At 72.3% G+C, this 26,172-nt stretch carries 17 protein-coding genes; 6 read left to right on the top strand and 11 right to left on the bottom strand.

Going from position 1 to position 26,172, the window contains the following annotated elements; genetic code table 11:
- Positions 1-68: 68 nt before the first annotated feature.
- From AB0N02_RS22765 to AB0N02_RS22730, 8 genes are all read right to left on the bottom strand, one after another.
- Positions 69-1,853 (bottom strand): NAD+ synthase, encoded by a 1,785-nt coding sequence (locus AB0N02_RS22765; protein ID WP_363949814.1) that lies wholly within the window; start codon positions 1,851-1,853, stop codon positions 69-71.
- A 64-nt stretch (positions 1,854-1,917) separates the two neighbouring features.
- Positions 1,918-2,817 carry a hypothetical protein gene (locus AB0N02_RS22760; protein WP_363949811.1) on the bottom strand — a complete coding sequence of 300 codons (900 nt, stop codon included), beginning with the start codon at positions 2,815-2,817 and terminating at the stop codon, positions 1,918-1,920.
- Between the two features lie 66 nt (positions 2,818-2,883).
- A complete protein-coding gene (locus AB0N02_RS22755; protein WP_363949808.1) occupies positions 2,884-4,899 on the bottom strand; it encodes a sensor histidine kinase in 2,016 nt (671 codons plus the stop codon).
- Positions 4,900-5,087: 188 nt separating this feature from the next.
- Entirely contained in the window at positions 5,088-6,554 is a 1,467-nt protein-coding gene (locus AB0N02_RS22750) for a BTAD domain-containing putative transcriptional regulator (protein WP_363949805.1), read from the bottom strand.
- Positions 6,555-6,639: 85 nt separating this feature from the next.
- Entirely contained in the window at positions 6,640-8,613 is a 1,974-nt protein-coding gene (locus AB0N02_RS22745; protein ID WP_363949802.1) for a sensor histidine kinase, read from the bottom strand.
- Positions 8,614-8,884: 271 nt separating this feature from the next.
- Positions 8,885-10,012, bottom strand: a complete 1,128-nt coding sequence (locus tag AB0N02_RS22740; protein WP_363949799.1) for a terpene synthase family protein — start codon at positions 10,010-10,012, stop codon at positions 8,885-8,887.
- A 71-nt stretch (positions 10,013-10,083) separates the two neighbouring features.
- Positions 10,084-10,629: a hypothetical protein gene (locus AB0N02_RS22735; protein WP_363949797.1), complete on the bottom strand. Its 546-nt coding sequence runs from the start codon at positions 10,627-10,629 to the stop codon at positions 10,084-10,086.
- A 34-nt stretch (positions 10,630-10,663) separates the two neighbouring features.
- Positions 10,664-11,551 carry a terpene synthase family protein gene (locus tag AB0N02_RS22730; protein WP_363949794.1) on the bottom strand — a complete coding sequence of 296 codons (888 nt, stop codon included), beginning with the start codon at positions 11,549-11,551 and terminating at the stop codon, positions 10,664-10,666.
- 571 nt (positions 11,552-12,122) lie between these two features.
- On the opposite strand from AB0N02_RS22730, the gene glnA reads away from it, so the two are divergent.
- A complete protein-coding gene (gene glnA, locus AB0N02_RS22725) occupies positions 12,123-13,484 on the top strand; it encodes a type I glutamate--ammonia ligase (RefSeq protein WP_363949791.1) in 1,362 nt (453 codons plus the stop codon).
- 131 nt (positions 13,485-13,615) lie between these two features.
- Here the strand turns inward: glnA and AB0N02_RS22720 are convergent, their stop codons facing one another.
- The gene (locus AB0N02_RS22720) at positions 13,616-16,435 is read right to left on the bottom strand and encodes a tetratricopeptide repeat protein (protein ID WP_363949788.1); all 2,820 of its coding nucleotides are present in this window, start codon (positions 16,433-16,435) and stop codon (positions 13,616-13,618) included.
- A gap of 930 nt (positions 16,436-17,365) precedes the next feature.
- On the opposite strand from AB0N02_RS22720, the gene AB0N02_RS22715 reads away from it, so the two are divergent.
- Complete coding sequence (locus tag AB0N02_RS22715; protein WP_363949785.1) at positions 17,366-18,091, top strand: hotdog fold domain-containing protein; 726 nt, start codon at positions 17,366-17,368, stop codon at positions 18,089-18,091.
- A 108-nt stretch (positions 18,092-18,199) separates the two neighbouring features.
- On the opposite strand, the gene AB0N02_RS22710 is transcribed toward AB0N02_RS22715, so the two are convergent.
- Positions 18,200-19,123 carry an alpha/beta hydrolase gene (locus AB0N02_RS22710; RefSeq protein WP_363949783.1) on the bottom strand — a complete coding sequence of 308 codons (924 nt, stop codon included), beginning with the start codon at positions 19,121-19,123 and terminating at the stop codon, positions 18,200-18,202.
- Between the two features lie 47 nt (positions 19,124-19,170).
- On the opposite strand from AB0N02_RS22710, the gene AB0N02_RS22705 reads away from it, so the two are divergent.
- The 4 genes from AB0N02_RS22705 to AB0N02_RS22690 all read left to right on the top strand — a co-directional run bounded on the left by AB0N02_RS22705 (position 19,171) and on the right by AB0N02_RS22690 (position 25,461).
- Positions 19,171-19,872, top strand: a complete 702-nt coding sequence (locus AB0N02_RS22705; protein ID WP_363949780.1) for a type 1 glutamine amidotransferase — start codon at positions 19,171-19,173, stop codon at positions 19,870-19,872.
- A gap of 176 nt (positions 19,873-20,048) precedes the next feature.
- A complete protein-coding gene (locus AB0N02_RS22700) occupies positions 20,049-23,018 on the top strand; it encodes a bifunctional [glutamine synthetase] adenylyltransferase/[glutamine synthetase]-adenylyl-L-tyrosine phosphorylase (protein ID WP_363950204.1) in 2,970 nt (989 codons plus the stop codon).
- A 198-nt stretch (positions 23,019-23,216) separates the two neighbouring features.
- On the top strand, positions 23,217-24,308 hold the full coding sequence (locus AB0N02_RS22695) for a hypothetical protein (protein ID WP_363949777.1): 1,092 nt from the start codon (positions 23,217-23,219) through the stop codon (positions 24,306-24,308).
- Between the two features lie 274 nt (positions 24,309-24,582).
- On the top strand, positions 24,583-25,461 hold the full coding sequence (locus AB0N02_RS22690; RefSeq protein ID WP_363949774.1) for a TIGR03620 family F420-dependent LLM class oxidoreductase: 879 nt from the start codon (positions 24,583-24,585) through the stop codon (positions 25,459-25,461).
- An 85-nt stretch (positions 25,462-25,546) separates the two neighbouring features.
- Here the strand turns inward: AB0N02_RS22690 and AB0N02_RS22685 are convergent, their stop codons facing one another.
- On the bottom strand, positions 25,547-26,152 hold the full coding sequence (locus tag AB0N02_RS22685) for an NlpC/P60 family protein (RefSeq protein WP_363949771.1): 606 nt from the start codon (positions 26,150-26,152) through the stop codon (positions 25,547-25,549).
- Positions 26,153-26,172 lie beyond the last annotated feature (20 nt).

The following is a 26,172-nucleotide window of genomic DNA, read 5'->3' as shown; positions in this document are numbered from 1 at the left end:
CGCGCCGGACGGGCGGCCCCCGTGCGTGTCGGCCGCCGTCCCCGGCGCGCCCGCCACCGCGGGTGTTCTCAGGAGGGCGTCTCGCGCCAGCGGTTGGTGATGGGCAGGCGGCGGTCGCGTCCGAAGTTCTTGGGGGTGATCTTGGGGCCCGGGGGATACTGGCGGCGCTTGTACTCGGCCAGGTCGACCAGGCGGATGATCCGGGAGACCAGGGCCGGGTCGTGACCGGCGGCGATCAGTTCGGCCGAGCCCATGTCCTTTTCGACGTAGTCGTCGAGAAGACGGTCCAGCACGTCGTACTCCGGCAGCGAGTCGGTGTCGCGCTGGCCGGGGCGGAGCTCCGCGCTCGGCTCCTTCTCGATGGAGTTCTCCGGGATCGGCGGCCTGTCGAAGCCGTAGAGGAAGTCGCCCGACCTGCCCGCCTGGGCGTTGCGCCAGCGGGACAGCTCCCAGACCGCGGTCTTGAGCACGTCCTTGATGGGGGCGAAGCCCCCGGCGGAGTCGCCGTAGAGGGTGGAGTATCCGGCGGCCAGCTCGCTCTTGTTGCCGGTGGTGAGGACGAGGTGGCCGTGCTGGTTGGACAGGCCCATCAGGATCATGCCGCGCACCCGGGCCTGGAGGTTCTCCGCGGCCAGGCCGGACAGGGAGATCTCCTTCTCGAAGGCGGTGACGATGTCGGAGATCGGGACGACCTGGGCGTTGATCCCCTGCCGTTCGACCAGCTCCCTGGCGTCGCCCAGGGAGTGCTCCGAGGAGTAGCGGGAGGGCATCATGACCGCGTGCACCCGCTCGGGGCCGATCGCGTCCGAGGCGATCGTGGCGGTCAGCGCGGAGTCGATCCCGCCGGACAGGCCGAGGACGACCGACTGGAAGCCGTTCTTCCGCACGTAGTCGCGGACCGCGAGGACCAGCGCCGAGTAGACCTCGGCGGTGTCCCCGAGGGGCGCGGCGATCGAGGGGGGCTCCGGTTCGTACGGCTCCACCGGGAAGGCCGACAGCTCGATCCGCTCCACCGTGATCACGGTTCCGTCGGCGGCGTCGACCTCGAACGTCCCGAGACCGCCGAAGCGGGCCTCGGGCAGCTCCAGGTCCGTCACGAGCAGTTCCTCGGAGAACTGCGCGGCCCGCGCCACCAGCTCGCCGGAGGCGGAGACGATGAGCGAGTCGCCGTCGAAGACCAGCTCGTCCTGCCCGCCCACCTGGTTGGCGTAGGCGAGGGCGCAACCGGCCTCCCCGGCCCGCCGCGCGACGAGCGCGAGCCGTACGTCGTCCTTCTTCCTCTCGTACGGCGAGGCGTTCGGCACGACCAGCAGCCCGGCCCCGGTCTCCGCGACCACGGCGACGGGTCCGCCCTCCTGCCACAGGTCCTCGCAGACGGCGATCGCCACGTCGACCCCGTGGAGCCGGAAGATCGGCAGCCGGTCGCCGCGCACGAAGTAGCGGTACTCGTCGAAGACCCCGTAGTTCGGCAGGTGGTGCTTGGCGGTCTTGACGACCACCCGGCCCCGGTGGAGCAGGGCCGCCGCGTCCAGCGGGGCGCCCTTCGGCTGGCCGACGCGCGGTGCCAGGTTCGCCCGGTCCACGTAGCCGACGACCACCGGCGTCTCGCCGAGCCCCTCGCCGGCCAGCCGGGCGGCGAGGGCCTCGACGGCGGCGATCGACGCCTCCACGAACGAGTTCCGCAGCACCAGGTCCTCGACCGGGTATCCGGTGAGGAACATCTCGGTGAAGACCACCAGGTGCGCACCGCGGTCGGCGGCGCGCCGGGTCCACTCGACGAGCCTGTCGGCGTTCGCCGCCAGGTCGCCGACCGCGGGATTGGTCTGGGCCAGGGCGATGCGCAGTTGAGCCACGAGGCCCACCTTATTGCCGCCCCCGATCCGCCGCCGAGGGGCCCGGACGGCACCGGGGCCGGGATCAGCCCATGACGCCGAGCAGGCCGAGGTTCCTGGCCTCCTTGATCTCGGGCACGCGCTGGCTCACCTTGTAGGTGTCGGGGTCGAGGACGACCCACGTGTTGAAGCTCCTGCCCTTGACCCGGACCACGAGGGTGCCGTCGTACAGGAAGCGGGCGCCGATCAGCGTGCCCTTGACCGGGATGGTGATCTTCTTACCGGTCTTGGTCTCGTAGAGCGACGGGGTGTACGCCAGGGGCCAGGAGCCGTCGCCGCCGGGATCGGAGGGGCTGATCGTGTTCACCACGACCCGGTCGCCGTTGGGGGAGAGGCCGTCCACGTGATTGGCGAGCTTGATCCCGGGGACCCTGGTGGAGACGTGCGAGACGGTGTTCAGGAGGTAGACGCCGTCGGTGTCCCCGGCGTACCCGGCGAGCGTCTTGCCGTCGGCCGACCAGGCCAGGTGGCAGACGCCGAGGGTCTTGCCGGCGGTGACCGGCCTCCCGCCGCCGGAGCCGACCAGGGCGACGGTCCCGGCGTCGGCCGTGCCCTTCACCACGTAGGCGATCCGCTTGCCGTCCGCGCTCCAGGCGGGGGTCAGGCAGGGCCCGCCGTACGCGGCGTTCTGGGCGATCACCTTGTCCCCGCTCGCGCTCTTGACGTGCAGGCGGCTCTTGCCGTCGATCCAGGCGACCTTCCCGCCGCCCGGCGCGGCGGCGAATTGCCCGACGAAGTTCCCGCCGCCGACGGTCAGCCTGCTCAGGCCGCCCTGCTGGGTGGTCACCTCGACTCCCGTGCTTTTGTAGCCGAGGTAGACGGCGCCCGGAGTGGTCGCGGCCCGTGACGAGGCCAGTGCGGGGGAGGCGACTGCGGCGGTGGACACGGCGAGTGCGGCGCCGACGGCCAGTGCCAGGTGCTTCACGACAAGCTCCTCAGATAAGTTCAACGACGCATAGTTAGAGCCTTGGAAGGGGCGGAAGGTTCACACTCAGGCGGCGGAAATCGGCAGAACGGCCTCGACCACCGTGCCGCCGCCCGGCGCCGGGCCGATCACGCATGTCCCGCCGAGTTCGGCGGCGCGCTCACGCATCGAGATCATGCCGATGCCGGAGCGCGGCCCCGCGGGCAGCCCGTGCCCGTCGTCCTGGACGCGGACCACCAGCGAGTCGCCGCGCCGCAGCGAGACCACCGCCGAGCGCGCCCCCGCGTGCTTGCGGATGTTGGTCAGCCCCTCCTGCGCGATCCGGTAGGCGGCGACCTCGGCGGCGGCGGGCAGGTCGGACAGGTCGCCCTCGGTCTCGACGGCCACCCGAGGCTCGCCCTCGGCGGCCAGCGCCCGTACGGCTCCGGCCAGGCCGAGCTCGTCCAGGGTCGGCGGGCGCAGGCCGTACACCAGCTCCCTGATCTCCTGGCCGACCGTGTCCATGCCGCCGCGCAGCTCGGCCAGGAGCCGGTCGGCGGAGGCGGGGGCGCTGCGCAGGCTGATCCTGGCCATGTTGATCGACATCGCCATGTCGGTCAGCGCGTGGCCGAGCCCGTCGTGCAGGTCCCGGCGCAGGCGGCGGCGCTCCTCCTCGCGGGCGGTGAGGATGCGCTCGCGGGAACGCTGCAGGTCGGCGGTCATCCTCACGGCGTGCACCACGTCCGCCACGTACGGCGTGACCACGGCGATCAGGCGGTCGTTGTGGGCGGCGGCGAACCTGCGGGGGCCAGGGGAGCCGAGGAGCAGCCGTCCGACCGGCTCACCGTGCCACACCAGCGGCACCACACGAGGGGCCGGGCCGAGCAGGCCGACCTCCACCCGCCGGGTGCCGGGGTCCCGCACCTCGACCGCGACGCCGGTGACGCTGAGGCCGTCCCTGACCACGGCGGCGATGGCGGCGAGGGCGTTGGCGGGCTCGGTCTGGCCGACCTCCCTGGACAGCCGGGCGGCCAGGGCCTTCGGGTCGCCGTGCGTGCCGTACATGAGCCGGTCGACCCAGCGCCGCAGCATGTGCCGGAGCGGGTGGAAGAACACCCCGGCGAACAGCGCCGCCACCAGGCCGCCCACCCGGTCGTAGCCGGACAGGGCGAACCCGGCGATCGCCCCCGCCCCGAAGTAGACGACGCTGACCGCGGCGATCAGCCCGGCGGCCACGAAGGCGCGGCTGATCACGGTGTCGATGCCGTACAGGCGGTAGCGCAGCACGGAGAAGGCGATGGCGACCGGGATCATCCCGGTCCAGACGGCGGCCGCGAACATCCAGTCCTCACCGGCGAGCATGCAGGCGATGTAGATCGCGAACGCGGTCAGCGGCCAGGCGATCTGGCGCCGCGTCATCGGATCGGCCCTGCGCAGGCGCAGCACCAGCGACAGCATGGCCAGGACGGCGAAGACCATGGTCATCGACACGATCGCCTGCTGCAGTGACGCGTGGTACGGGGCGAGCGCCTCGATCGCCAGCGGGTTGGGGATGATCTGGGGCAGCGGGTAGTTCTGCGGGGTCGGCGTGGGGCGCACGATCGCGCGGACGATCTCCACCGCTATCAGCGCGTACGCCGCGACCACCACCGGGCGCCAGCGCTTCGAGGGCAGCCGTCCGTCGGGGGAGTAGAGCGGCAGCAGGGTGGCCAGCAGCATGCCGCCGACGATCCAGCCGACCCCGGTGAAGGGGCGGTAGTACCCCGCGACGACCAGTGCGCCGTCGGCGCCCGAGCGGCCCATCATGGCGGTGCAGAAGACGTTGAGCGCGCCGCCCATGCCGCCGAAGCACATCAGCCAGGCCGTGGCCGGGCGCGCCCTGTGGGCCAGCAGGAACGCTCCCACCAGGGTGAAGGCGAGCCCGACGGAGTGGTCGGGGGCGAACCGAGGTCCGGGGGCCCACTCGGGCGGGAGGCTCTCGGTGATCAGGATTCCGGCCACCGTGAGCCCGAACGCGACGAACGACAGCGCGATGACCGTCAGGCGCAGCGGAGAGTCCAGCAGGTCGCGCACGATGGTCGGGGCGGGGCGGGGTGGGATCAACGAGTCCGCACCCGGCCGAAGGGTGCCCTCGGCCGATTCCGAGGCGTCCCCGCCCGCCCGGGGGGAGACCTCGGCCGGCCCGGAGCCCTCCCCACCCGGTCCGGAGGCGCCCGCGCCCGGTCCGGGGGTCTCCTCGTCCGGCCCGGAGGCGCCCGCGCCCTTACCCGGCCGCGCCCGCATGAACATCGTTACCTGCCCACATCACCTGGATTGACCAGTCCCGATTCGTACGCCGCGACGACAAGCTGGGCCCGGTCGAACAGCCCCAGGTGGTCCAGGAGCTTGGTCACCGCCTGGGCGACCGACCGTTCGGAGATCGCCAGGGTCGCCGAGATCTGGCGGTTGGTGAGCCCCCTGGCGATCAGCTTCATCAGGTCCAGCTCGGTGTCGCCGAGACCGGCCAGCCCCGGAGGGGCCGAGGGGTTGGTCCGCCCGGCGAAGGCCGCGATCAGGCGGGTGGTGACCGCGGGGTCGATCAGCGCGTCACCGGCCTGCGCGGCGCGCATCGCGGTGATGAGCTGCTCCGGCGCGGAGGTCTTCAGCACGAAGCCGCTCACCCCGGCCCGCAGCGCGGCGTACAGGTTGTCGTCCGTGCCGAACGTGGTCATCATGATCACCTTCGGAGGGGCCTCGTCGGACAGGATCCGCCGCGCGGCGGTCAGGCCGTCGAGGCGGGGCATCTGGATGTCCATCAGCACCAGGTCGGGAGAGGTCTCGCGGACGACCGCGATCGCCTGCTCGCCGTCCTCCGCCTCGCCGACGAGGTGGAGGCCCGGCTCGCTGTCCAGCACGACCCGCAGGCCGGTGCGGACCAGCGCCTGGTCGTCGACCACCACCACGCGCAGCGCGGCGGGTTCGGCCGCCCGCGCCGAGACGCTCTCCCGGTGGGGGGCGGCCTCCTTGCGCAGGTCCAGGTGGGCGGCGTGGGACAGCATGTCCGACTCCAGGCGCTGGAGGGTGGCGCCGAGGTCGAGGCCGAGCTCCTCGCGGAGTGTCATCCTGGCCCGCCGGAGCGCTCCCAGCGCGTCTCCCTGCCTGCCGCTGCGGTAGAGCGCCAGCGCGAGCAGCCGCCAGGCCTCCTCGCGCAGCGGATGGGCCGAGACGTGCGCCTCCAGATCGGCGACCAGCGCGCCGGACTGCCCGAGCATGAGCCCCGCGTCGGCGCGGCGCTCGACCGCGATCAGCCTCAGCTCCTCCAGCCGGCCCGCTTCGGTGACGGCCCACGGCAGGTCGGAGAACTCGGCCAGCGCGGGGCCGCGCCACAGCGCGAGGGCGTGTCCCAGGAGCTCCCACACCGCCGAGGGCTCGCCCTCCGTCTTGACGGCGTTCTCGAACCTCCAGGAGTCCACCTGCTCGGTGCCGGCGCGCAGGGCGTATCCCGGCGGAGCCGAGACCAGGACCTCCGCCTCCTCCCTGGGGGCGCGTCCGGGCTCCAGGGCGCGCCGCAGCCGCGACACGTATCCCTGGATGGTGGACAGGGCCTGGGCCGGGGGTTCCCCGGGCCAGAGCTCGTCGATGAGCATGCTTACGGGGACGGCGCGGCCGCCCGCGACGAGCAGGCGGGCCAGCACGGCCATCTGTCGTTGACCACCGAGGTCGAGCACCGTGTCGCCGTGGCACGCCTGGAACGGTCCGAGAGCACGAAATGTCAGCATTGCAGGGGCAAGCGTAGAGCTAGCTGGTCTAACGTCATACGGCAATACCCACCATCGTTCGCGTACTGTAAGAAATAATCAGTGGTCAGGTCTCTACATTCAAGTTCAACGGGAGCACGGCTTCGACCACCGTCCCGCCTCCGGGCGGCGAGGTGATCACACAGGTGCCGCCGAGCTCGGCCGCCCGCTCGCGCATCGACGCCAGTCCCACACCCGAGCGCCTGTCCGGCGAGAGCCCGGCCCCGTCGTCGCTCACCCGGATGTTCAGCTGCTCGCCCCGCTCCAGGGAGACCCGTTCCAGCGAGACCAGCACCACCTCGGCCCCTGCGTGCCTGCGGACGTTGGTGAGCGCCTCCTGGACGATCCGGTAGGCGGCGACCTCGGCGGCGGCGGGCAGCCCGGCCAGCTCACCGCTCACCTCGACCGTCACGCCGGGCCCCGCCATCTCCGTGACGGCCTTGGCCAGGCCGAGGTCGTCCAGCGCGGGCGGGCGCAGGCCGTAGACCAGGTGCCTGATGTCGCTGGTCACCGCGTCCATGCCGGAGCGCAGGTCGCTGAGCATCCGCTCGGCGGTCTCGGGGGAGGCGCGCAGCGAGTGCCTGGCCATGTTGATGGACATAGCCATTCCGCTGAGCGACTGGCCGAGCCCGTCGTGGAGGTCTCTGCGCAGGCGGCGCCGCTCCTCCTCGCGGGTGGCGACGATCCGCTCGCGGGAGCGCCGCAACGCGCCGACCAGCCGGACCGCGTGGGCGGCGTCCGCCACGTACGGCGTGAGCGTGGCGATGACCCGCCCGTTGTGCGCGGCCGGCAGGCGCCTGACCCCCGGCGGGCCGATGAGCAGGTAGCCGACCGGCTCGCCGTGCCAGACCAGCCCGACCTCGCGGACCACCTTCTCCAGCTTCCCCACGGCCGCCCTCTCGGGGCCGCCGTCCAGGAAGCGCACGGCCACCCCGGTCACCGCCAGGCCGTCGCGGAGCACCTCCAGCGCGGCCGTCAGGCCCTCCGCCGGGTCGGTGCGCTGCAGCCGCCGCCGCAGTCCGTCGGCCAGCGTCACCGGATCGCCCTTGCTGCCGTAGAGCAGGCGGTCCGCGCCACGCTGGAGCACCCGGCGCAGCGGCTGGAAGAACGCCCCGGCGCAGAGCGCGGCGAGCAGGCCGCCGAGCCGGTCGATGTCGGACAGGAACAGGCTGGAGACCGCCCCGGCCGCCACGTACACGCCGCCGATCACACCGACCAGCCCCGCGCCCACCAGCGTCCGCGTGATCAGCGTGTCGATGCCGTAGAGCCGGTGGCGCAGCACGGAGAAGGTGATCGCGGCGGGAATGAGCAGGATCGTGAACGAGGCCAGCCACCACACCGGGTTGCCGATCACCAAGGGGACGATCACGGTGGCGATCGCCAGCAGCGGCCACAGGATCTGCCTGCGCTCCTCCAGGCTCACCCGCCGGAACCGTACGGCCAGCGAGACGAACGCCAGGATCATGGCCGCGTTGGCGAGCTGCTCCAGCAGGAAGTGGACGCGCCAGGGGAGGTCGGAGCGGTCCGGTGTCTGCGGGGACAGGAACTCCGCGCGCAGCACGTCGAGGGTCAGCACGGTGACGGTGAACCAGATCAGCGGCCGCCAGCGGCGGGAGGGCAGACGCCCGTCCGGGTACAGCAGCGGCAGCAGCACGCCCAGTTGCAGGACGGTGAGCTTCCAGCTCACGCCGACGACCGTCCAGATCCGCTCCGGAAGCCCGAACCTCCCCGTGTCCATCTCCAGCAGCGCGAGGTTCGTCGACAGGCTGTTCAGCGCCGAGCACAGCCCGCCCAGGCAGAGCAGCCAGCCGATGACCAGCCGGGGCCGCTGGAACACCAGCAGGGCCCCGAAGATCGGGAACGCCGTACCGGCCACGTCCTCGGGCGCGAACGGCAGCGGTGTGTACGACGGCTGCGGGAGCCGGGCGGTGACCCAGATGTTGACGCACTCCATGGCGACCGAGACGGCGGCGATCAGCACCGCCGCGATCCGCGCCTGGACAGGCGTCACCGCAGGGAACACCCGGCTCAGCCCGCGCATCGTTCCGGCCCTTCCATTTCCTGTTAAAGGGACCTTAACCGGCGGGAACCGCAATTGGATCAATATGCGTTTAAAGCGGTGTGTGCGCCAGGTGTCACCATGACGTCCCACCGCCCATCCACGACCGTGTTCACCTTCCCTCCCGGCGTTCACGCGGGTGGGACGGGGCCGGCGCCGCCACGATCGGGGCGCCGGGGCCGGGGACGGGACGGGGGGAAACGCGACCGGGCCGCGGGCGGGCGGCGACCGATCCCCGGGTGACGCGGCTACGTCACCTGGTGTCCGCCAGGCTGTACCTGCTGGACTCCAGGAGCCACTCCAGCTGGGCCCTGGGGGCGGCGAGGAACGCGCAGGCCACCTTGCTGGCGTTCCTGGCCTGGACCGGCGAGAGCCCGAACCTGTCGAACAGCCCGGGAAGCCGCCTCGCGGCCGCCCTGAGATCCTCGGCGCGCTCGGCGATCCGGTCGTTCACCCACGCCACGGCGTCGGTGTTCGACAGGCCGAACGCGTGGGCGGCGACCGTCACGTAGTTGTGCATGTCCCCGTTCGCCTGCTCCTTGTGGTGGGAGGCGACGTCGTTGCACCACGCGGTGACGTCGTTGCAGGCGTCGACCAGCGTCCGCCACGTCGGGCTCTCCCGCAGCCCGGCCGGCACCTCGACCCCGAGGCACGGCTCCACCAGGTCGAACAGGTAGGGGCCGGCCGTTCCCCGCCGCAGCGCGGGATACTCCGCCGCCGAGGGCACCCGCCCGGCGCACCGGTTCTCCGCCTCAGTACGGCAGGCCGCCCCCTGGGCCGCCAGCCCCCGGGTGAAGCGCTCACGCCAGCGGGCGCTCATCCGCGGGGCCGTCTCCTCCCAGAGGTTCCTGAAGGCCACCTCGACCGGGGTGGCGCTCCTCGCCTGGAGGGGCGGGAAGGGAGAGAAACCCGCCGGCCACGGCGCGGCTCCGCCCGGTGACCGGAGCGGCACGGCCCCCTTCGTCTCCGCGGTGTCCCGGTCCGTCTCCGCAGTGTCCTGGTCCGTCTCCGTGGTGTCCCGGCCGGTCTCCGCGGTGTGCCGGGCGAGGCGGGTGAAGGTGGCCTCCACGATTCCGGCCGCGCGTCCGGCGGGCTTCTCGTCCCACTCGTCGTCGAAGTGGAACAGCCAGGTCAGCCATTTGGCGAACAGGAGCGTCGAGTCCGCCCCGGATCCGGCGAAGGCCCGGCCCGCCATCCGGTCGAACCCCGCTGACGAGGGGGTGTCGAGCCCGACCTCGCGGGTCCATTCGGCGAGTGAGGCGGTGATCCGGTCGATCGACGCGTGCATGCGGCACGGCGCGGCCATCACCGTGATCCGGTCGACGAGGGGCAGCAGCAGGGCCGCGGCCACCGAGGAGGCCCGCTCCCGCGACGACCGCACCCCGGTCTTTCCCGGGGTCCCCGTGGTTCCCGTCCTGCCGGTCGTTCTGAGGGGTGTGTGGATGACAGGCACTACAGCCGACCGAACAGCCAGTTGCCGGTCGCGAGGGGATCGGCGCTCGTGTAGTACTGACGGGTCGCCTCGACCAGCTCGCCGACCGAGATGCTCCGGTCGCGGTCGAGGTCCAGCCGCTCGAAGGCGGCCTCCACCTCGTCGTGCGGGGTGCCGAAGGCGCTGAGCATCACCCGGAACCCGGCGGGCCCGACCACCCCGTCGCCGTCGGTGTCGCACAGCTCCGCGATCGCCTCGGCGGCGGGCCTGAACGCCGCGTCGAACCGCTCGTCCCCGGCGAACGCCGAGACCATGCCGGTCCGGAACTCCTCCGGCGAGATCGCGCCCTCGTCGTCGAGGGCGAGCTCGGCCGACAGAGCCCGCCAGATCGACTCGAAGCCGTCGATCAGCTTGCTGCCGGCGGCCGAGGTCGGCGACTCGCCGAAGCCGACCAGGATCCGGGCGCCCAGGCCGAGCAGGTCGTCGTGCTCGACCGTCCCGTTGCCCCCGGCGTCCAGATGCTCGAAGGCACGGTCCAGTTTCCGGTTGAGAAGCTCTGTGCTCAACTTGACCTCCATGTTACCCGAAGAACTCAGGCGGTTACTCTAGGTGACGATAGCGAGGTGATTCCAGGAGTCCCTCCAGGTAAGCCCTGGGAATCGTCAAGAAGGCGCAGGCCACCCGGATGACATCGCGTGAGGCCGCGAAGCCGAGATCGCACCGCTCGACGAGGAGGGGAAGCGCGCGGGCGGCGTTCCAGAGCTCCTCCATCCGGGCCACCACGCGGTCGGCGACCCACTCCGCGGCGGCCTCGCCGCCGTCCGGCGGGGCCGAGACGGCCGTTCCGCGACCGCCCCCGGCGGCCAGGTCGTCGCACCAGGCGACCACGTCGCCGCTCGCCTCGGCCGCCGACCGCCACTGGGGGCTCTCCTGGATCCGGGCGGGCACCTCGACGCCGACGCAGGGCTCGACCAGGTCGAACAGGTGCCGGCCGAACCCCGCCCCGCCCGGCGCCGGGCGGTCCTCGCCGGAGGACACGCGGGCCCCGGGCAGCGCCGCGCGCTGCGCGACGAGCCCGGCGGTGAACCGCTCGCGCCACCCGTCGCTCATGGCGGGCGCGCAGGCCCGCCACAGGTCGGCGAAGGCACGTTCGAGCGGCGCCGGCCCCGGCTCGCCGCCCCCGGCGATCGCGAGCACCCCCTCGAAGGCCGAGGGCTCCCCGCGCAGCCGTGACAGCCAGGTCAGCCAGCGCGCGAACAGCGTGGCCACGCCGGTGTCGTACCGGGCGAACGCCCGGCCCGCCAGCAGGTGCACCCCGGCCGCCGGATCGGTGTCCAGGCCGGTCCCGCGCGCCCAGTCGATGACCGCCGCCTCGATCCGGTGCACCGACGGGTGCATGGGGCACGGCACCGACATCGCCGCGAGCCGCTCGCCGAGCCGTTCGCCGAGCGGGGTCCGGAGCGCGGCCCGGGGCACGGTCTGAGGCACGGTCTGAGGCACGGTCTGAGGCACGGTCTGAGGTGCGCTTTGAGGTGCGGCCCGGGGCGCGCTCCGCGGCGCGGGCAGGGGTGGGGGTGTGGGCGCGGACGTGGGAGTGGCCGAGGTCGCGGTACGGGGCGCGGCCCCGCCTCGCGGTCCGTGGGGCTGGGTACGCATCGTCTCTTCCCCCGAAGGACGTAGGTTTCCGATGTCCGGCCGCGAAACGCCGCCGCCGGTCCCGGGCCGGTGGCCCGCATTGTTTCGCCTGGTCATGCCGGGTAACCAGTACCGCTTCCGCCTGGCGTGTCTCCGTGCCCGCAGGGGGAGGGGCGGGGCGGCCTCCCGCCTGGCCGGGTGCGCCGACGGGGCCGGGACGGTACGGCGAGCCGGGATCGGGACGCCCGTCCGCACGCCGCCCGGCGCCGGTCGCGGAAAGGGGGGAATCGTCCATGGGGGCGTGGCATGCCCGATGTGGTCTCCACCTGTTCTTCCTCGTAACGTGTCCGAAACACGGAGCGGGCAGACTGGTAGAAGGCCAGACGTGTCGCACCGCGTCGGCGTCGGCAGTGGAGGAGAGGCTTTGGACCGCCAGCAGGAGTTCGTTCTCCGTACGCTCGAGGAGCGCGACATCCGGTTCATCCGGCTGTGGTTCACCGACGTGCTCGGGTTCCTGAAATCGGTGGCGATCGCCCCGGCGGAGCTCGAGGGCGCCTTCGCCGAGGGCATCGGCTTCGACGGCTCGGCGATCGAGGGCTTCGCCCGCGTCTACGAGTCGGACATGCTCGCCAAGCCCGACCCCTCCACGTTCCAGATCCTGCCCTGGCGCAGTGAGACGCCGGGCGCGGCCCGGATGTTCTGCGACATCCTCATGCCCGACGGCTCGCCCTCGCACGCCGACCCCCGCTGGGTGCTCAAGCGCATCCTGGCCAGGGCCTCCGACATGGGCTTCAGCTTCTACACCCACCCCGAGGTCGAGTTCTTCCTGCTGAAGAACCGGCCGGCGGCGGGCATGCGCCCCGAGCCGATCGACGACGGCGGCTACTTCGACCACACCCCGCACAGCTCGGGCCACGACTTCCGGCGCAACGCGATCATGATGCTGGAGTCGATGGGCATCTCGGTCGAGTACAGCCACCACGAGGGCGGCCCGGGGCAGCAGGAGATCGACCTGCGCTACGCCGACGCGCTCACCACCGCCGACAACATCATGACCTTCCGCCTGGTCATGAAGGAGGTCGCGCTGGAGCAGGGCATCTGGGCGAGCTTCATGCCCAAGCCGTTCACCGAGTACCCCGGCTCCGGCATGCACACCCACATGTCGCTGTTCGAGGGCGACCGCAACGCCTTCCACGAGCCGGGAGCCGACTACCAGCTCTCCAAGGTCGGCCGCTCCTTCATCGGCGGTCTGCTCACGCACGCCGCGGAGATCACCGCGGTCTGCAACCAGTGGGTCAACTCCTACAAGCGCCTGTGGGGCGGCGCCGAGGCGATCGCCGGAGCGGGTGGCGAGGCCCCCAGCTACATCTCCTGGGGCCACAACAACCGCTCGGCCCTCGTCCGGGTGCCGATGTACAAGCCCCACAAGAGCGGCTCGACCCGCATCGAGTTCCGTTCGCTCGACTCCGCCTGCAACCCGTACCTCGCCTTCGCGGTGATCCTCGCCGCGGGCCTGAGGGGCATCGAGCAGGGTTACGAGATGCCGCCCGGCGCCGAGGACGACGTCTGGGCGCTGACCTCCGCCGAGCGCCGTGCCCTGGGCATCCAGCCGCTGCCGCAGTCGCTGGACGAGGCCATCGCCGTCATGGAGCGCAGCGAACTGGTCGCGGAGACCCTCGGCGAGCACGTCTTCGACTACTTCCTGCGCAACAAGCGCACCGAGTGGCGCGAGTACCGCCGCCAGGTCACCGAGTTCGAGCTCGGCCGCTACCTCCCGGTGCTGTAAGCACAGGTCAGGGGGCAGACTCCCGTAGCGTGAGGACGCGGGGCCAACGGTGATGAACCGCCGGCCCCGCGCCGTCTCAACGGCTCTGGGCCGGCTGCATCTCGCCGCCCCGCGCGCTATGTTCGCGAGGATCACTCACCTGTGGTCCAGGTATCCGTCAGCCAACCTGGCAGGTCGCTTTCGGTGATCTCACGCCATGCTCGTGCGACGCTTTCCGGGGTGTGCTGATATGCCTGGCGGAGAAGGTCCGAGGCAAGTGGAACCAGCTCCTCTAGCTCCTTTCCAACGGAAATTATCAGGCTCTCCAGCAGGAAGGGAGCCGATCCGCCAGCGTTGCCGTTCTGAAGCAGAATCATTCCCTTCATCGCCAAGCTTCCCGCCAGGTCGGGCAGGAAGGCGTCGGGGTGGGCCTGGGCCAGGGCGCGGCGGATCTGGACGGCTTCTTCGATCGCGGTCAGTGCCTCCTCCCGTCGCCCCAGGCTCGACAGGAAGGCGGATTGGTTGTTCAGCGAGCTGGCGAGGTCGGGCAGGAAGGCGTCGGGGTGGGCCCGGGTCAGAGAGCGGTAAACGGTGACGGCTTCTTCGATCGCGGTCAGTGCCTCCTCCCGTCGCTCCAGGCTCGACAGGCGGTTGGACTGGTTGTTCAGCGAGTGGGCGAGGTTGGGCAGGAAGGCGTCGGGGTGGGCTTGGGCCAGGGCGCGGTAAACGGTGACGGCTTCTTCGATCGCGGTCAGTGCCTCCTCCCGTCGCCCCAGGCTCGACAGGCAGTTGGACTGGTTGTTCAGCGAGGTGGCGAGGTTGGGCAGGAAGGCGTCGGGGAGGGCCTGGGCCAGGGCGCGGCGGATCTGGACGGCTTCTTCGATCGCGGTCAGTGCCTCCTCCCGTCGCCCCAAGTCCGCCAGGCGGCCGGACTGGTTGCTCAGCGACAGGGCGAGGTCGGGCAGGAAGGCGTAGGGGTGGGCCAGGGCCAGGGCGCGGTGGAGGTCGACGGCTTCTTCGATCGCGGTCAGTGCCTCCTCCCGTCGCCCTAAGCTCGACAGGCGGTTGGACTGGTTGTTCAGCGAGTGGGCGAGGTCGGGCAGGAAGGCGCCGGGGTGGGCCTGGGCCAGGGCGCGGCGGATCTGGACGGCTTCTTCGATCGCGGTCAGTGCCTCCTCCCGTCGCCCCAAGTCCGCCAGGCGGCCGGACTGGTTGTTCAGCGAGCCGGCGAGGTCGGGCAGGAGGACGTCGGGGTGGGCCTGGGCCAGAGACCGGTGAACGGTGACGGCTTCGGTGACGGCCTCCAGCGCCTCTTCCCGCCGGCCAAGTTGAGCCAGGCGCAAGGCGAGCCTGTCGCTCCATTCGGCTATTCGGGCAGGGTCGGTGTCAGTCGGCAGAAGGTTCCGGACCCGGCGGTTCACTGTCACATCGGCAGCGGCCAAGGCCACCGTCGGGTAAGGGATCATGTCGGCGATTTGCTGGAGGTCGGTCACGTCGGCCGAGGCGTTTTCCAGGACACGGGCGAACAGGTCACCCAGGCGAGTACCTGTCTGGACCGCGACTGTGATCGCTGCTTTGGCCAGGCCGGTCAGATCCTGCTGTAACGCCTGTTCGATCAGGCCGGGTGCCTGGTCGTGATGGGTGCATGCCCGGGTCAGGATCGTCAGTGTCCGTACCGCCTGCCGACGGGTCAGATCGGTCAGGCAGGCCCGGCGCAGCAGCGAATTCGCCGCCAGCTCATGGGTGGCGTGCCGCTCGGCCAGCAGATCGGGCCGCAACGCCTCAACCCGTTCCCCGCCGCCGGGATACACCTGCCGCAGCCACCGCACCACCGCCCCCACCCGCACGTCATCGGCTCGCGCAAGGTCGGGCACCCGCCGTACCACCGCCCGCACGGCCTGCTCATCGTGGTCTTGAGGGTCCAGCAGCAGCGCCACAGCCGCGACCACCTGTCGCAGCACCGCCCGATCCACCCCCACCTCGGCGCGCCGGGCGGTTTTGTCCCACAGTCGCCGCTCATGCCCGAGCAGCCGGTCCAACACCCCCGAATTCGCAGCCGCCCGGCCTCTGGCGCTGCCCTGCTCCTCGTCCAGCACCGCCACCAGCGCCGCCGCATGCAGTACCAGTACCGGCAACCGCTCCGCCGCATCAACGGTGAAGGACACCTGCGGCACCGGACGGCCCCGTGCGGCCGCGAAGGAGGGCAGCGCCTCCTGGATCACCTGAAGGTCACCGCGATCGGTGTCCAAGGCGGGCGCCAAGTCCAGCACCGAGACGCGCGACACCAGATCCCGGACCGCATCCGATTCGGTGTCCAGTTCCGTCCACCATTCACCGGCTTGACGGGCCACCAGCAGCACCCGCAGCCGGCCCGCGTCTCCAGCCGCTTCCAGGCGTACTACCTCGGCCAGCATGGCCGCCAGCTCAGAGCGGGTCTCGGCGTAATCGACCAGGAGCAACACCCGCTGATCCACCTGGCGGGCGGCCCGGACGGCCGCCACCTCCTGACCCGGCCGGACCTGCTGCCACTCCCACTCCATAAAAGGCAGCGACTCGGCCAAGTGCAAGGCCAGCCGGGTCTTGCCCACTCCGCCCTGGCCGGTCAGCAACCAGACCGGACAGGCCGCCTCATCCCCGCACCAGCCGGTCAGCGACCTCAGCTCGTCCACACGCCCGGCGAACGTGACCGCTCCACGTTCGGGACGCAGCAGCCCCGCCACGCTCTCACCCGCCGCGGCCACCTCACGGGTGGCCACCAACGCCGCCCGCCGTGCATCCGTCTCAGCGACGGCGGCATCTTCAGCGGCCTTGAGCGCCCGCCGGGCGGTAAGCCACTCGCTGACATACGACCCCGCGGCCCCCGCCGCGATCGCCCCCGCCACGGCCAGCACCACCCGCACCGCCGGCGGCCACGTCGAGGGGGTCAACGGCGCCACCGCCGCCACCACCCCCGCCATCACCAGCAGCAGCAAGAACCTGAGCGGTCGCTCACGGTGCCCGTCACCCATGCCCCCAGGATCACGGCTTACCGAGATCAACAAGCCTGAACATCTCAACCGCGTCAAGACCGTGATCTGACCCGGCTCATCCCATATGACCGGGTAGAACAGTCACCCAGGCACATGGGGCGGCGGCTCGGGCGACTGTCAGGCTGGGCCGTCTGCAGGCCGTGCGAAGGGGGTCAACGACGACAGATGGCGGCGGAAGCTGACGGCTCGGCAGCGAGGTCGGTGCGGTGGCGCGCAGGTGTCCGCAGGTGTCCGCAGGTGGCTGAGGTGCGGCATTCACTTGGCTGAGGTGCGGCATTCACTTCCTGCGCAACAAACGCACCGAGTGGCGCGAGTACCGCCGCCAGGTCACCGAGTTCGAGCTCGGCCGCTACCTCCCGGTGCTGTGATCCCAGGTCAGCAGCTGTCTTTCGCGGATCGAGGGGCGCGGGGCCGACGGGCGGTGAACCTTGGCCCGTGCCGTCCTGGCGACTCCGGGCCGCCTGTGCGCCGTCCGAGGGCTTCGGGGGCGGCGCGGGTGCCCCGCGCGCGGGCCGCGTGCGCGCGGTAGGGTTCAACGGCGCAGGCGACCCGCCCGCCGCCCGTACCGTGTGATCGTCGTCGCGCGGGGTCACTTCGTCGTGCCCGCTTGACGGCCGGTCCATCGGGTGCGGGGCCGGCGGCCGTACGGGGAGCCGGAGGCGCGCGGGGGCCGGAAGCGGCCGCCGGGACGGGTTCGCGGGGCGGAGACGATCTCGTGGTCCCGAGCCGGACAGCGTGTGGCAAAGCGCCGTTGGCCCGCGGAACATCGCCGCCTGGTTCGCTGTGTGTGCAACGACTCCGGTAAAATCGGTCGGTCCGTTTAGAGGGATTTTCGAGGATGAATCGCCATAAAAGGCGATCAGGAGGTGCCGCATGACGACGGCTGCCGAGCTGCAGACCGTGGTGACCGTTCCAGCGCGTTTCCGCGGCCCTGAGGGCGCCGCGAACGGCGGATGGATCGCGGGCACGGTCTCCGAGGCGTCACACGGCGCCCGGCACGACTCGGCCGTCGAGGTCACGCTGCACGCGCCCACGCCACTGGAGACCGGGCTGTCCCTGCGGCAGCTGGCCAACAGCGCCACCCTGACCCACGGTGACACCCTGCTCGTCGAGGCGCTCCCGGTCACCGAGCAGCTCACCGCCCCGGCGTTCGTGCCCTTCAACGAGGCGGCCCGCGCCGAGGGCGGCTTCGCCGGGCTCGCCGATCACGCCTTCCCGGACTGCTTCGCCTGTGGCCTGCGTGCTCCCGGCGACGGCCTGCGGATCTTCCCCGGCCAGGTGTCCGGGACCGACCTGGTCGCCGCGGGCTGGCGGGTGCCGGTGACCCTCACCGACGAGGACGGCGTCGTTCCCGACGCGGTCGTCTGGGCCGCCCTCGACTGTGTCACCGGCTGGGCCCACTTCACGCCCGGCGAGTCCGCCCTGCTCGGCAGGCTGACCGCGCAGGTCCACCGGAGGGTCTACCCCGGCGGCACCTACTCCGTCGTCGGCCGCGCGACCGGCCGCGAGGGCCGCAAGCTCTTCGGCGAGAGCGCCGTGTACGAGGTCGACGGCACCCTGGTCGCCGCCGCCAAGGCCGTTTGGATCGCTCCCGCCTGAGCATTCGCGTGATCGCTCCCGGCCGGGCCGCCACACCGGCCGGGGCGTCGGCGGTACGACGGCCCCGGCGGCCGGGCGGCTCAGGACGCCTGGGTCGGGATGCCCGGCTCAGGACGTCCGGGTCAGGCGGTCGGCGACCAGCGAGGCGCACCGGTCCTGGAGCAGGATCGTGTAGTGGTTGCAGTCCTCGACCAGTTCGTCCTTCAGCGTGGGCAGCCGTCCGGTCCAGGCGGCGGCGAGATCGTCGGGGATCATGCCGACCGGCTGGTCGAGCAGCCCGCGCGGGGCCCGCAGCAACGACAGCGGCGACGTCACGGCGTGCAGGGCGGCGCCGATCGCCTCGGCCTCGGTGAGCAGCCACCTGCCGTCCTGGCGGACCGCCTCCTCCCGCGCCCGTGAGCGCACCGCCCCCTCGGGGCCGGTCGCGTCGTAGCGGACGTATTCCTCGACGGCCTCGTTCCAGTGGCCGTCGGCCGGATGGGCCCTGAAGAGGTCCACGTAGGCGTCGACGCTCGGGAAGGTCTGCCCCAGCCGGGCGATGGCCGGGCCGAGCGTGGCCGACAGGACCGCGTCCGGATCGGCTCCCGGGGGCAGCGGCAGCGGGATCCCGCCGTCGACCAGCACCACAGCCGCGTAGTCGTGACCGGCCGCGGCGAGGGCGGCGACGTAGGCGCCCATCGAGTGGCCGGTGAGCACGATGTCCCGCTCCGCGCCCAGGGACCGGGCGACCAGGTTCACGTCCTCGGCGTGCCGCGGCAGACCGTACGGCCCCGGCAGGTCCGCGCTGTGACCGCGGCCCCGCAGGTCCATCGCGACCAGTGACCACTCGGCGGGCAGTCGCCCGGCGACGGCCTTCCAGGCCATGAGGGAGGCGGTGATGCCGTGCACGGCCACGACCAGGCGCGGCCCGGTGCCGAACCTGGCGACGCGCAGCCGGCCGCCGGGCACCTCGACCTCGCCGAAGACGGGCGCGCCGGAGGGGGAGCCGGTCGAAGGCCCGGCGGGCCGCCGGAAGACGCCTGACCGGTCCACCGAAGCCCGATATGGGGGCTTGTTCTACTTTCGCCCATAATTACCCCATGAGAATCACTGTCGTCGAGAACGAAGCCGGAGCGGGCCTTGGATTCTTCGCCGGATGGCTGGCGGAGAGCGGAGTGGACCACGAGGTCGTCCGGCCCCACCTGGGAGAGGCGGTTCCCGGGCGGGCCGAGGACGGGCTGATCGTGCTCGGCGGCTCGGCGGCGGCATGGGAGGACGAGCGGTACCCCTGGTTGCCCGCGGCCCGCGCCCTGATCCGGAGGTCGGTCGAGGACGGCGTGCCGACCCTGGGGATCTGCCTGGGCGCCCAGCTGATGACCCTCGCCTTCGACGGCGCCGTGGAACGCGGCGAGCACGGCCTCGAGGTCGGCGTCCGGGAGGTCGTCCCGCTCCCCGCCGCCGCGGACGACCGGCTGTTCGGCGGCCTCGGCCCGGTTCCCGCCGTGCAGTACCACGGCGACGCGATGACCAGGCTGCCCGAGGGCGCCGTACCGCTCGCCACCGGCGATCCCTACCCCAACCAGGCATACCGGCTCGGGGAGAGGGCGTGGGCGGTGCAGTTCCACCCCGAGGCGACCGCCGAGATCTTCACCGACTGGACCCGCGACTCCGCCGACCACCTGATCTCGCTCGGCCACTCGGTCGAGGAGCTCGACACGCGGGCGAAGGAGGCCGAGGAAGGGCTGATCGCGGCCTGGGGGACGGTCGCCCGCCGCTTCGCCGACGTCGTCAAATCCGTGTGATCGGCCGATTACCGTCCGAATCGACCGCTGACGTCGTACGGTTTCAGAGACGGCGTCCGCGGCGAGCCCCCGGCGCCCTGGGGTAGGGATGCGGCGGGAGCCGGGAAGCCATCCGTGCGCGTGGCGGAGACGCCCGTGGCGGAGACGAGGGAGGGGCGGTGAACGCGGTGCCCCGGATGCGGACGACCGCAGGACAACTGGCCAGGCTCGGGTTCGCCGACGGGACCAGGGCCGAACGACTGCTGAGCGGGCTGGGCCCCGAGGCGGCGGGCGACTCCGACCTGCTGGAGTCCCTGGTCGCCGTGGCAGACCCCGACCTGGCGCTCACCTCGCTCAACCGGCTGGCCGAGCAGGACCCCGGTGTCCTCGGCGAACTGCGCGCCGACCCCGGCCTGCGAGCCAGGCTCCTCGGTGTCTTCGGGGTCAGCGCCGCCCTCGGCGAACACGTGGTCAGGCACCCCGAGCACCGGCGCGTACTCGCCGGCGAGCACGTTCTGCGGCGGCCGTCCGGGCAGGAGCTCCGCGCCGCCCTGCTGCTCGCGGTCGGCGCCGACCCCGAGGACCCCGAGCCCAGGGCCGCCGGTGCCGGCACCCCGGTCCTGGTCGCCCTGCGGGTCGCCTACCGCGGGCACCTGCTCCACCTGGCCGCCCGCGACGTCCTCAGCGAGGCCTCGCTCACCGAGGTCACCGCCGAGCTGTCCGACCTGGCGGGAGCCGCGCTGGAGGCGGCGCTCGCCGTCGCCCGGTCCGGGCACACAGACCCCCGCCCGGTACGGCTGGCCGTCATCGGCATGGGCAAGTGCGGGGCGCGGGAGCTCAACTACATCAGCGACGTCGACGTCGTCTTCGTGGCCGAGCCGGGGGAGGGCGTGGACGAGACCGAGGCCGTCCAGCTGGCCACCCGCCTGGCCAAGGACATGATGCGCGTCTGCTCGGCCAGCACCCCTGAGGGGGCGCTGTGGGAGGTGGACGCGGCCCTGCGCCCCGAGGGCAAGGCGGGGCCGCTGGTCCGCACCCTCGCCAGCCACCAGACCTACTACCGCCGATGGGCCAAGACGTGGGAGTTCCAGGCGCTGCTGAAGGCCCGGCCCGTCGCCGGGGACCTCGAACTCGGCGAGCGGTACGTCGCCGCGATGAACGAGATGGTCTGGCAGGCCGCGACCCGCGACCGGTTCGTCGAGGACGTGCAGGCGATGCGCCGCAGGGTCGAGGCCCACGTGCGCGGGGACCAGGCCGACCGCCAGCTCAAGCTCGGTCCCGGCGGGCTGCGCGACATCGAGTTCGCGGTGCAGCTGCTGCAGCTCGTCCACGGCCGCCTCGACCCGCTGCTGCGCCGCCGGGCCACGCTTCCCGCGCTCGCCGCCCTGTCCAGGGGCGGCTACGTCGGCAGGGACGACGCCAAGGCGCTCGCCGAGGCATACACCTTCCTGCGCCGGATCGAGCACCTGATCCAGCTGTACCGGCTCCGCCGTACCCACGTGGTGCCGGAGGGCGAGGCCGACCTGCGGCGCCTCGGCCGGGGGCTGGGCATGACCAGCGACCCGGTCGGGGAGTTCACCGCGCGCTGGAAACGCCACGCGATGGAGGCCCGGCGCCTGCATGAGAAGCTGTTCTACCGGCCGCTGCTGCAGGCCGTCGCCCGGCTGCCCGAGTCGGAGGCCCGGCTGTCGACCGCCGCCGCGCAGGCCCGCCTCGAAGCGCTCGGCTACACCGACCCGGCCGGAGCGCTGCGCCACATCAGCGCTCTGACCAGTGGTGTCTCGCGTCGCGCGGCGATCCAGCGGACCCTGCTCCCGGTCATGCTCGGCTGGTTCGCCGACGCTCCCGCCCCCGACGCGGGCCTGCTCGGCTTCCGCCAGGTCTCCGACAAGCTCGGCAGCACCCCGTGGTACCTGCGGCTGCTGCGCGACGAGACCGCGGTCGCCTCGCGGCTGGCCCGGCTGCTGGGGACCAGCCGTTACGTGACGGGGCTGCTGCTGCACGCCCCCGAGGCGGTGGCGATGTTCGGCTCGGACGCCGAGTTGGACCCCCGGCCCGCCGAGGCGCTGCTGACGGAGGCGCGGGCCACCGTCGGCCGCTACCCCGGCGAGGCCGAGAGCGGGGTGGCCGCGGCGCGCGGGCTGCGGCGCAGGGAACTGGTCCGTACGGCCGCCGCCGACCTGTCCGGGCACATCGACGTCGAGCGGGTCGGCCAGGCGCTGTCCGCGCTCAACGACGTGACGCTCCAGGCCGCGCTGGACGCCGCGATCGGCAAGGTCGAGATGGAACGGCGCGCCCCGCTGGGCACACGGTTCGCGGTGATCGCGATGGGCCGTCTCGGCGGTCTCGAATGCTCCTACGGCAGCGACGCCGACGTGATGTTCGTGCACTCGCCCCTCGCGGGCGTCGCGGAGAAGGACGCGACAGACGCGGCCTTCGCGGTGGCCAACGAGCTGCGTCGCCTGCTGAGCCTGCCCGCGCCGGATCCGCCCCTGCACATCGACCCCGACCTGCGCCCCGAGGGCCGCCAGGGCCCGCTGGTCCGCACGCTGGCCTCGTACGCGGCCTACTACGAGCGCTGGTCGTCCCCGTGGGAGTCCCAGGCGTTGCTGCGCGCCCGGCTCTCCGCGGGGGACGCCTCGCTCGGCGCCGAGTTCCTCAGGCTGGTCGATCCGCTGCGCTACCCGGAGCACGGCATCTCGGACACGGCCGTGCTGCAGATCCGCACGCTGAAGGCCAGGATGGAGGCCGAACGGCTGCCGCGCGGCGCCGATCCGACCCTGCACACCAAGCTCGGCAGGGGCGGCCTGTCCGACGTGGAGTGGGTGGCCCAGCTCCTGCAGCTCCGCCACGCCGGGGCGCTGCCGTCGCTGCGCACCACCCGCACCCTGGAGGCGCTGCGCGCCGCGGTCGCCGAGGGCCTGCTGTCCGAGGAGGACGAGGCCGCGCTCGCGGCGGCCTGGCGGCTCGCCTCGCGCGTCCGCGACGCCATAGTGCTGGTCCGGGGCCGCGCCGCGGACTCCATCCCGGTGGACGTGCGCGAGCGCGCGCTCATCTCCCGCACCCTCGGCTACCCGCCGGACAGCAGCGGGGATTTCGTCGACGACTACCGCCGCCTCACCCGGCGCGCCCGCCTGGTCATGGAGCGGGTCTTCTACGAGGACTGACGGCGACCGCGGCGGCGCGGCGGTGCGGTCCGCGAATGTGGCGGTGCGGTCCGCGGGTGCGACGGTATGGCCCGCGGGGATACGGACATCGCGGGGATACGGACATACGGGATGGGACCTCTCGGCGCTTGACCCATTTCGTGCGATGACGTTGCGCTTCCTGGGGCTGACGTGTATCAACGGTGCGGGTGATCTACTGTGATATCCGTCTACGTTGACCTGGCCATCGGCCTCGTGCTGGCCTTCCTGCTGCTGTCGCTCCTGGTGAGCGGTCTCAACGAGGCCGTCGTCAGGCTGCTCGGCATCCGCAGCAAGTTCCTGTGGGCTTACCTCCGCGACACCTTCGACGGCGGCCCGGGGAAGGGGAGGTCGTGGATCCCGTCGAGGATCATCGACGTCTTCGCCAAGCTGCCCTTCTCCAGCCAGGACCCGCGTCCCCGGCACGCCCCCGACCCCGCGCCGTCGGTGGTCGAGCCGATGCCGGTCGATCCCAGCGCGGTGCTCGCCGAGGAGGCACCCGTTCCCCCGGTCGACATGACCGAGCGGCTGTACGAACGGCTCCAGGAGATCGACCATCCCAAGGGGGCCAGGACCAGCATCTCCAACATCCCGCCGGAGCGGTTCTCCGGCGCGCTGCTGGAGCTGGTCGCCGCCGAGGAGGGCGGCATCGAGAGCCTGATCGCCAAGCTGGAGGCCATCCGCAGCCCGCTGGCCGGGCACCTGCGGGGCGTGTGGGAGGGCGCCCAGCGGGACATGGGCAAGTTCCGCAAGGGCGTCGAGGACTGGTTCGACGGGGAGATGCAGCGCCTGTCCACGCTCTACCGCCGCTACGTCAAGTGGGTGGTCTTCGCCCTCGCCCTGGCGTTGACGCTGCTGTTCAGCATGGACTCCCTGGAGTACGGCAAGACCCTGCTGCGGGACAACGCCTACCGGGCGGCGGTCGCGGCCATCGCGAGCGGCGGTGGGGACGGTACGGCCGAGCTCAAGGACTCCCTGAAGGACAAGTGCGCCGTCGCGGGCTCCGTCGAGCCGTACTCCTGCGTCACCGAGGTCTTCAGCTCCCCGGCACTGGTCAAGATCTTCGACCACGCCGTGATGAGCGTGACGATCCCCGCCGAGGGCGCGGACGGCCCCTCCTTCAGCTTCAACGCCGGCAGCTGGTGGAACCGCCTGATCACCCCGGGGCACTGGCCCGGCTACCTGGTAACCGTGGTCGCCCTGCTGTTCGGCGCCTCCTTCTGGTGGGACATCCTGCGCAGGCTCACCGGCATCCGCGGCAAGAACTCCTGACCTGCCCCCATCCGGGGCACCGGCCCCCTCCTCTGGGGGCGTTCATGCGTCCCCGCCTGTGCCAGGGGGTTTTCGGGGCGCCGGTGCGGCGGGGCTGATCGGCGCCGGTGGGTGGCGCATGGTCCGGTGACTCCTCCCGGGCGGTTCCGTGCCGCGCGTCCGGAGGTCTTCCGGCCGCCTTCCGGATAATCCGTTGCTAAGTGGAGGTCGCCTCCGTATGGTGGGCGTCATCCGGAGACGGCCTCCGGTAAATCCTGCGAGGAGCATCCAACCGATGAGCGTGAATCTCGGGCGCGTGGGAGTGTGGACCTTCGCCTTCGAAGACCAGCCGGTCGCCAGGGTGCGGGAGGCGGCCGCGGAGCTCGACCGGCTCGGCTACGGGGCGATCTGGATCGGCGAGGCGTTCGGCAGGGAGGCGTTCACCCAGGCGGCGTTGCTGCTGGAGGCGACCGAACGGCTGGCCGTCGCCACCGGCATCGCCAACATCTTCCTCCGCGGTCCGATCGCCGCGGCCGCCGCGGAGCGCACCCTCGGCGAGGCCTTCCCGGACCGCTTCCTGCTGGGCCTGGGCGGTCACCGCACCGTGGACCAGCCCGCCGGTCTCCTGCCGCACCACGGGCGCCCGGTGCCCACCGTGCGCGCCTACCTGGACGCGATGGACCAGGCCCCCCTGCGGAGCCCGGCACCGGCCGAACCGCCCCGCCGCGTCCTGGCCGCCCTCGGGCCCAGGATGCTGGAACTGGCCGCCGAGCGCACCTGGGGCGCCCACTCCTATTTCGTGCCGGTCGAGCACACGGCAAGGGCCAGGGAGATCCTGGGACCCGACGCGCTGCTCGCGGTCGAGCAGACGGTCGTCCTGGAACGTCCCGACCGGGGGCGGGAGATCGCCCGCGAGTTCGTCGGCGGATACACCCAGGCGCTCCACCAGGTGGAGAACCTCAGGCGGCTGGGCTTCGGCGACGACGACCTGCTCGACGGCGGCAGTGACCGGCTGCTCGAGGCACTGGTCGTGTGGGGCGACGTGGAGACCGTCGCCGGGCGGGTCCGCGAGCACCTCGACGCGGGCGCGGACCACGTCTGCGTCCAGGTCCTGGCGGAGGGCCTGCCGATCCGGCAGTGGCGTGAGCTGGCCCCCGCCCTGCTGGAACTCTGAGCCCGCTCCGCCCGAGCCCTGTCCACCGGCCCCTGCGGGACCCCGCGGAAGGCGGAGCCGGGACGCCGCCCCCGGGTGGGGCCCGTTACCGGTAGCGGAAGTATCCGGCGAAGTCCTTGACGGCCGTGAGGGGGTCGGTCCGGACCCGGGTTCCGGTCCGCAGCGCGTTGATCATCCTGCCCTGACCGATGTAGATGCCCACGTGGTGGGTCTTCACGCGCTTGCCGATCTCGCCGTAGAACACCAGGTCGCCGGGGCGCGCCGCGGCGGCCGGGATCCTTGTCAGCCGCCGGAGGTGGTCGTTGGTGTTGCCGGGGCCCAGCACGTCCCTGCCGTAGGCGAGCCGGTAGACCCACCTGGTCAGGCCGGAGCAGTCGAGCCCCCGGGTGTCGGCGGCGGGACAGGGGGTTATCGCTCCGTGGTAGCCCGCGCAGGTGCCGAGTGAGGGGCCGGGAGCCTCGTCGTGACCGCCACCCCAGGAGTAGGGGATCTTCCCGCCCCGCCAGCCGGGCTGGCCCTGCCCGGCCTCGATCGCGTGGGCGACGGTGATCACCCGGTTCAGGATGGCGGGCAGAAGCGGCACCGAACCGCCGGTGAACAGCAGGGTGCCCAGCAGTACGGCCGCGGCGGAGGCTCCCCGCCAGCGGGAGATCCCCCGACGCTCTCCCGCGCTCCGGGGGGTCCTCGGCATCGGCTCTCCTCGATCGTCAG

This window comes from Streptosporangium sp. NPDC051022 (assembly GCF_040683035.1).
In the GTDB taxonomy this organism is placed as follows: domain Bacteria; phylum Actinomycetota; class Actinomycetes; order Streptosporangiales; family Streptosporangiaceae; genus Streptosporangium.
The sequence above is the reverse complement of the archived record's forward strand: the minus strand, read 5'-3'. Positions and strand labels throughout refer to the sequence as shown.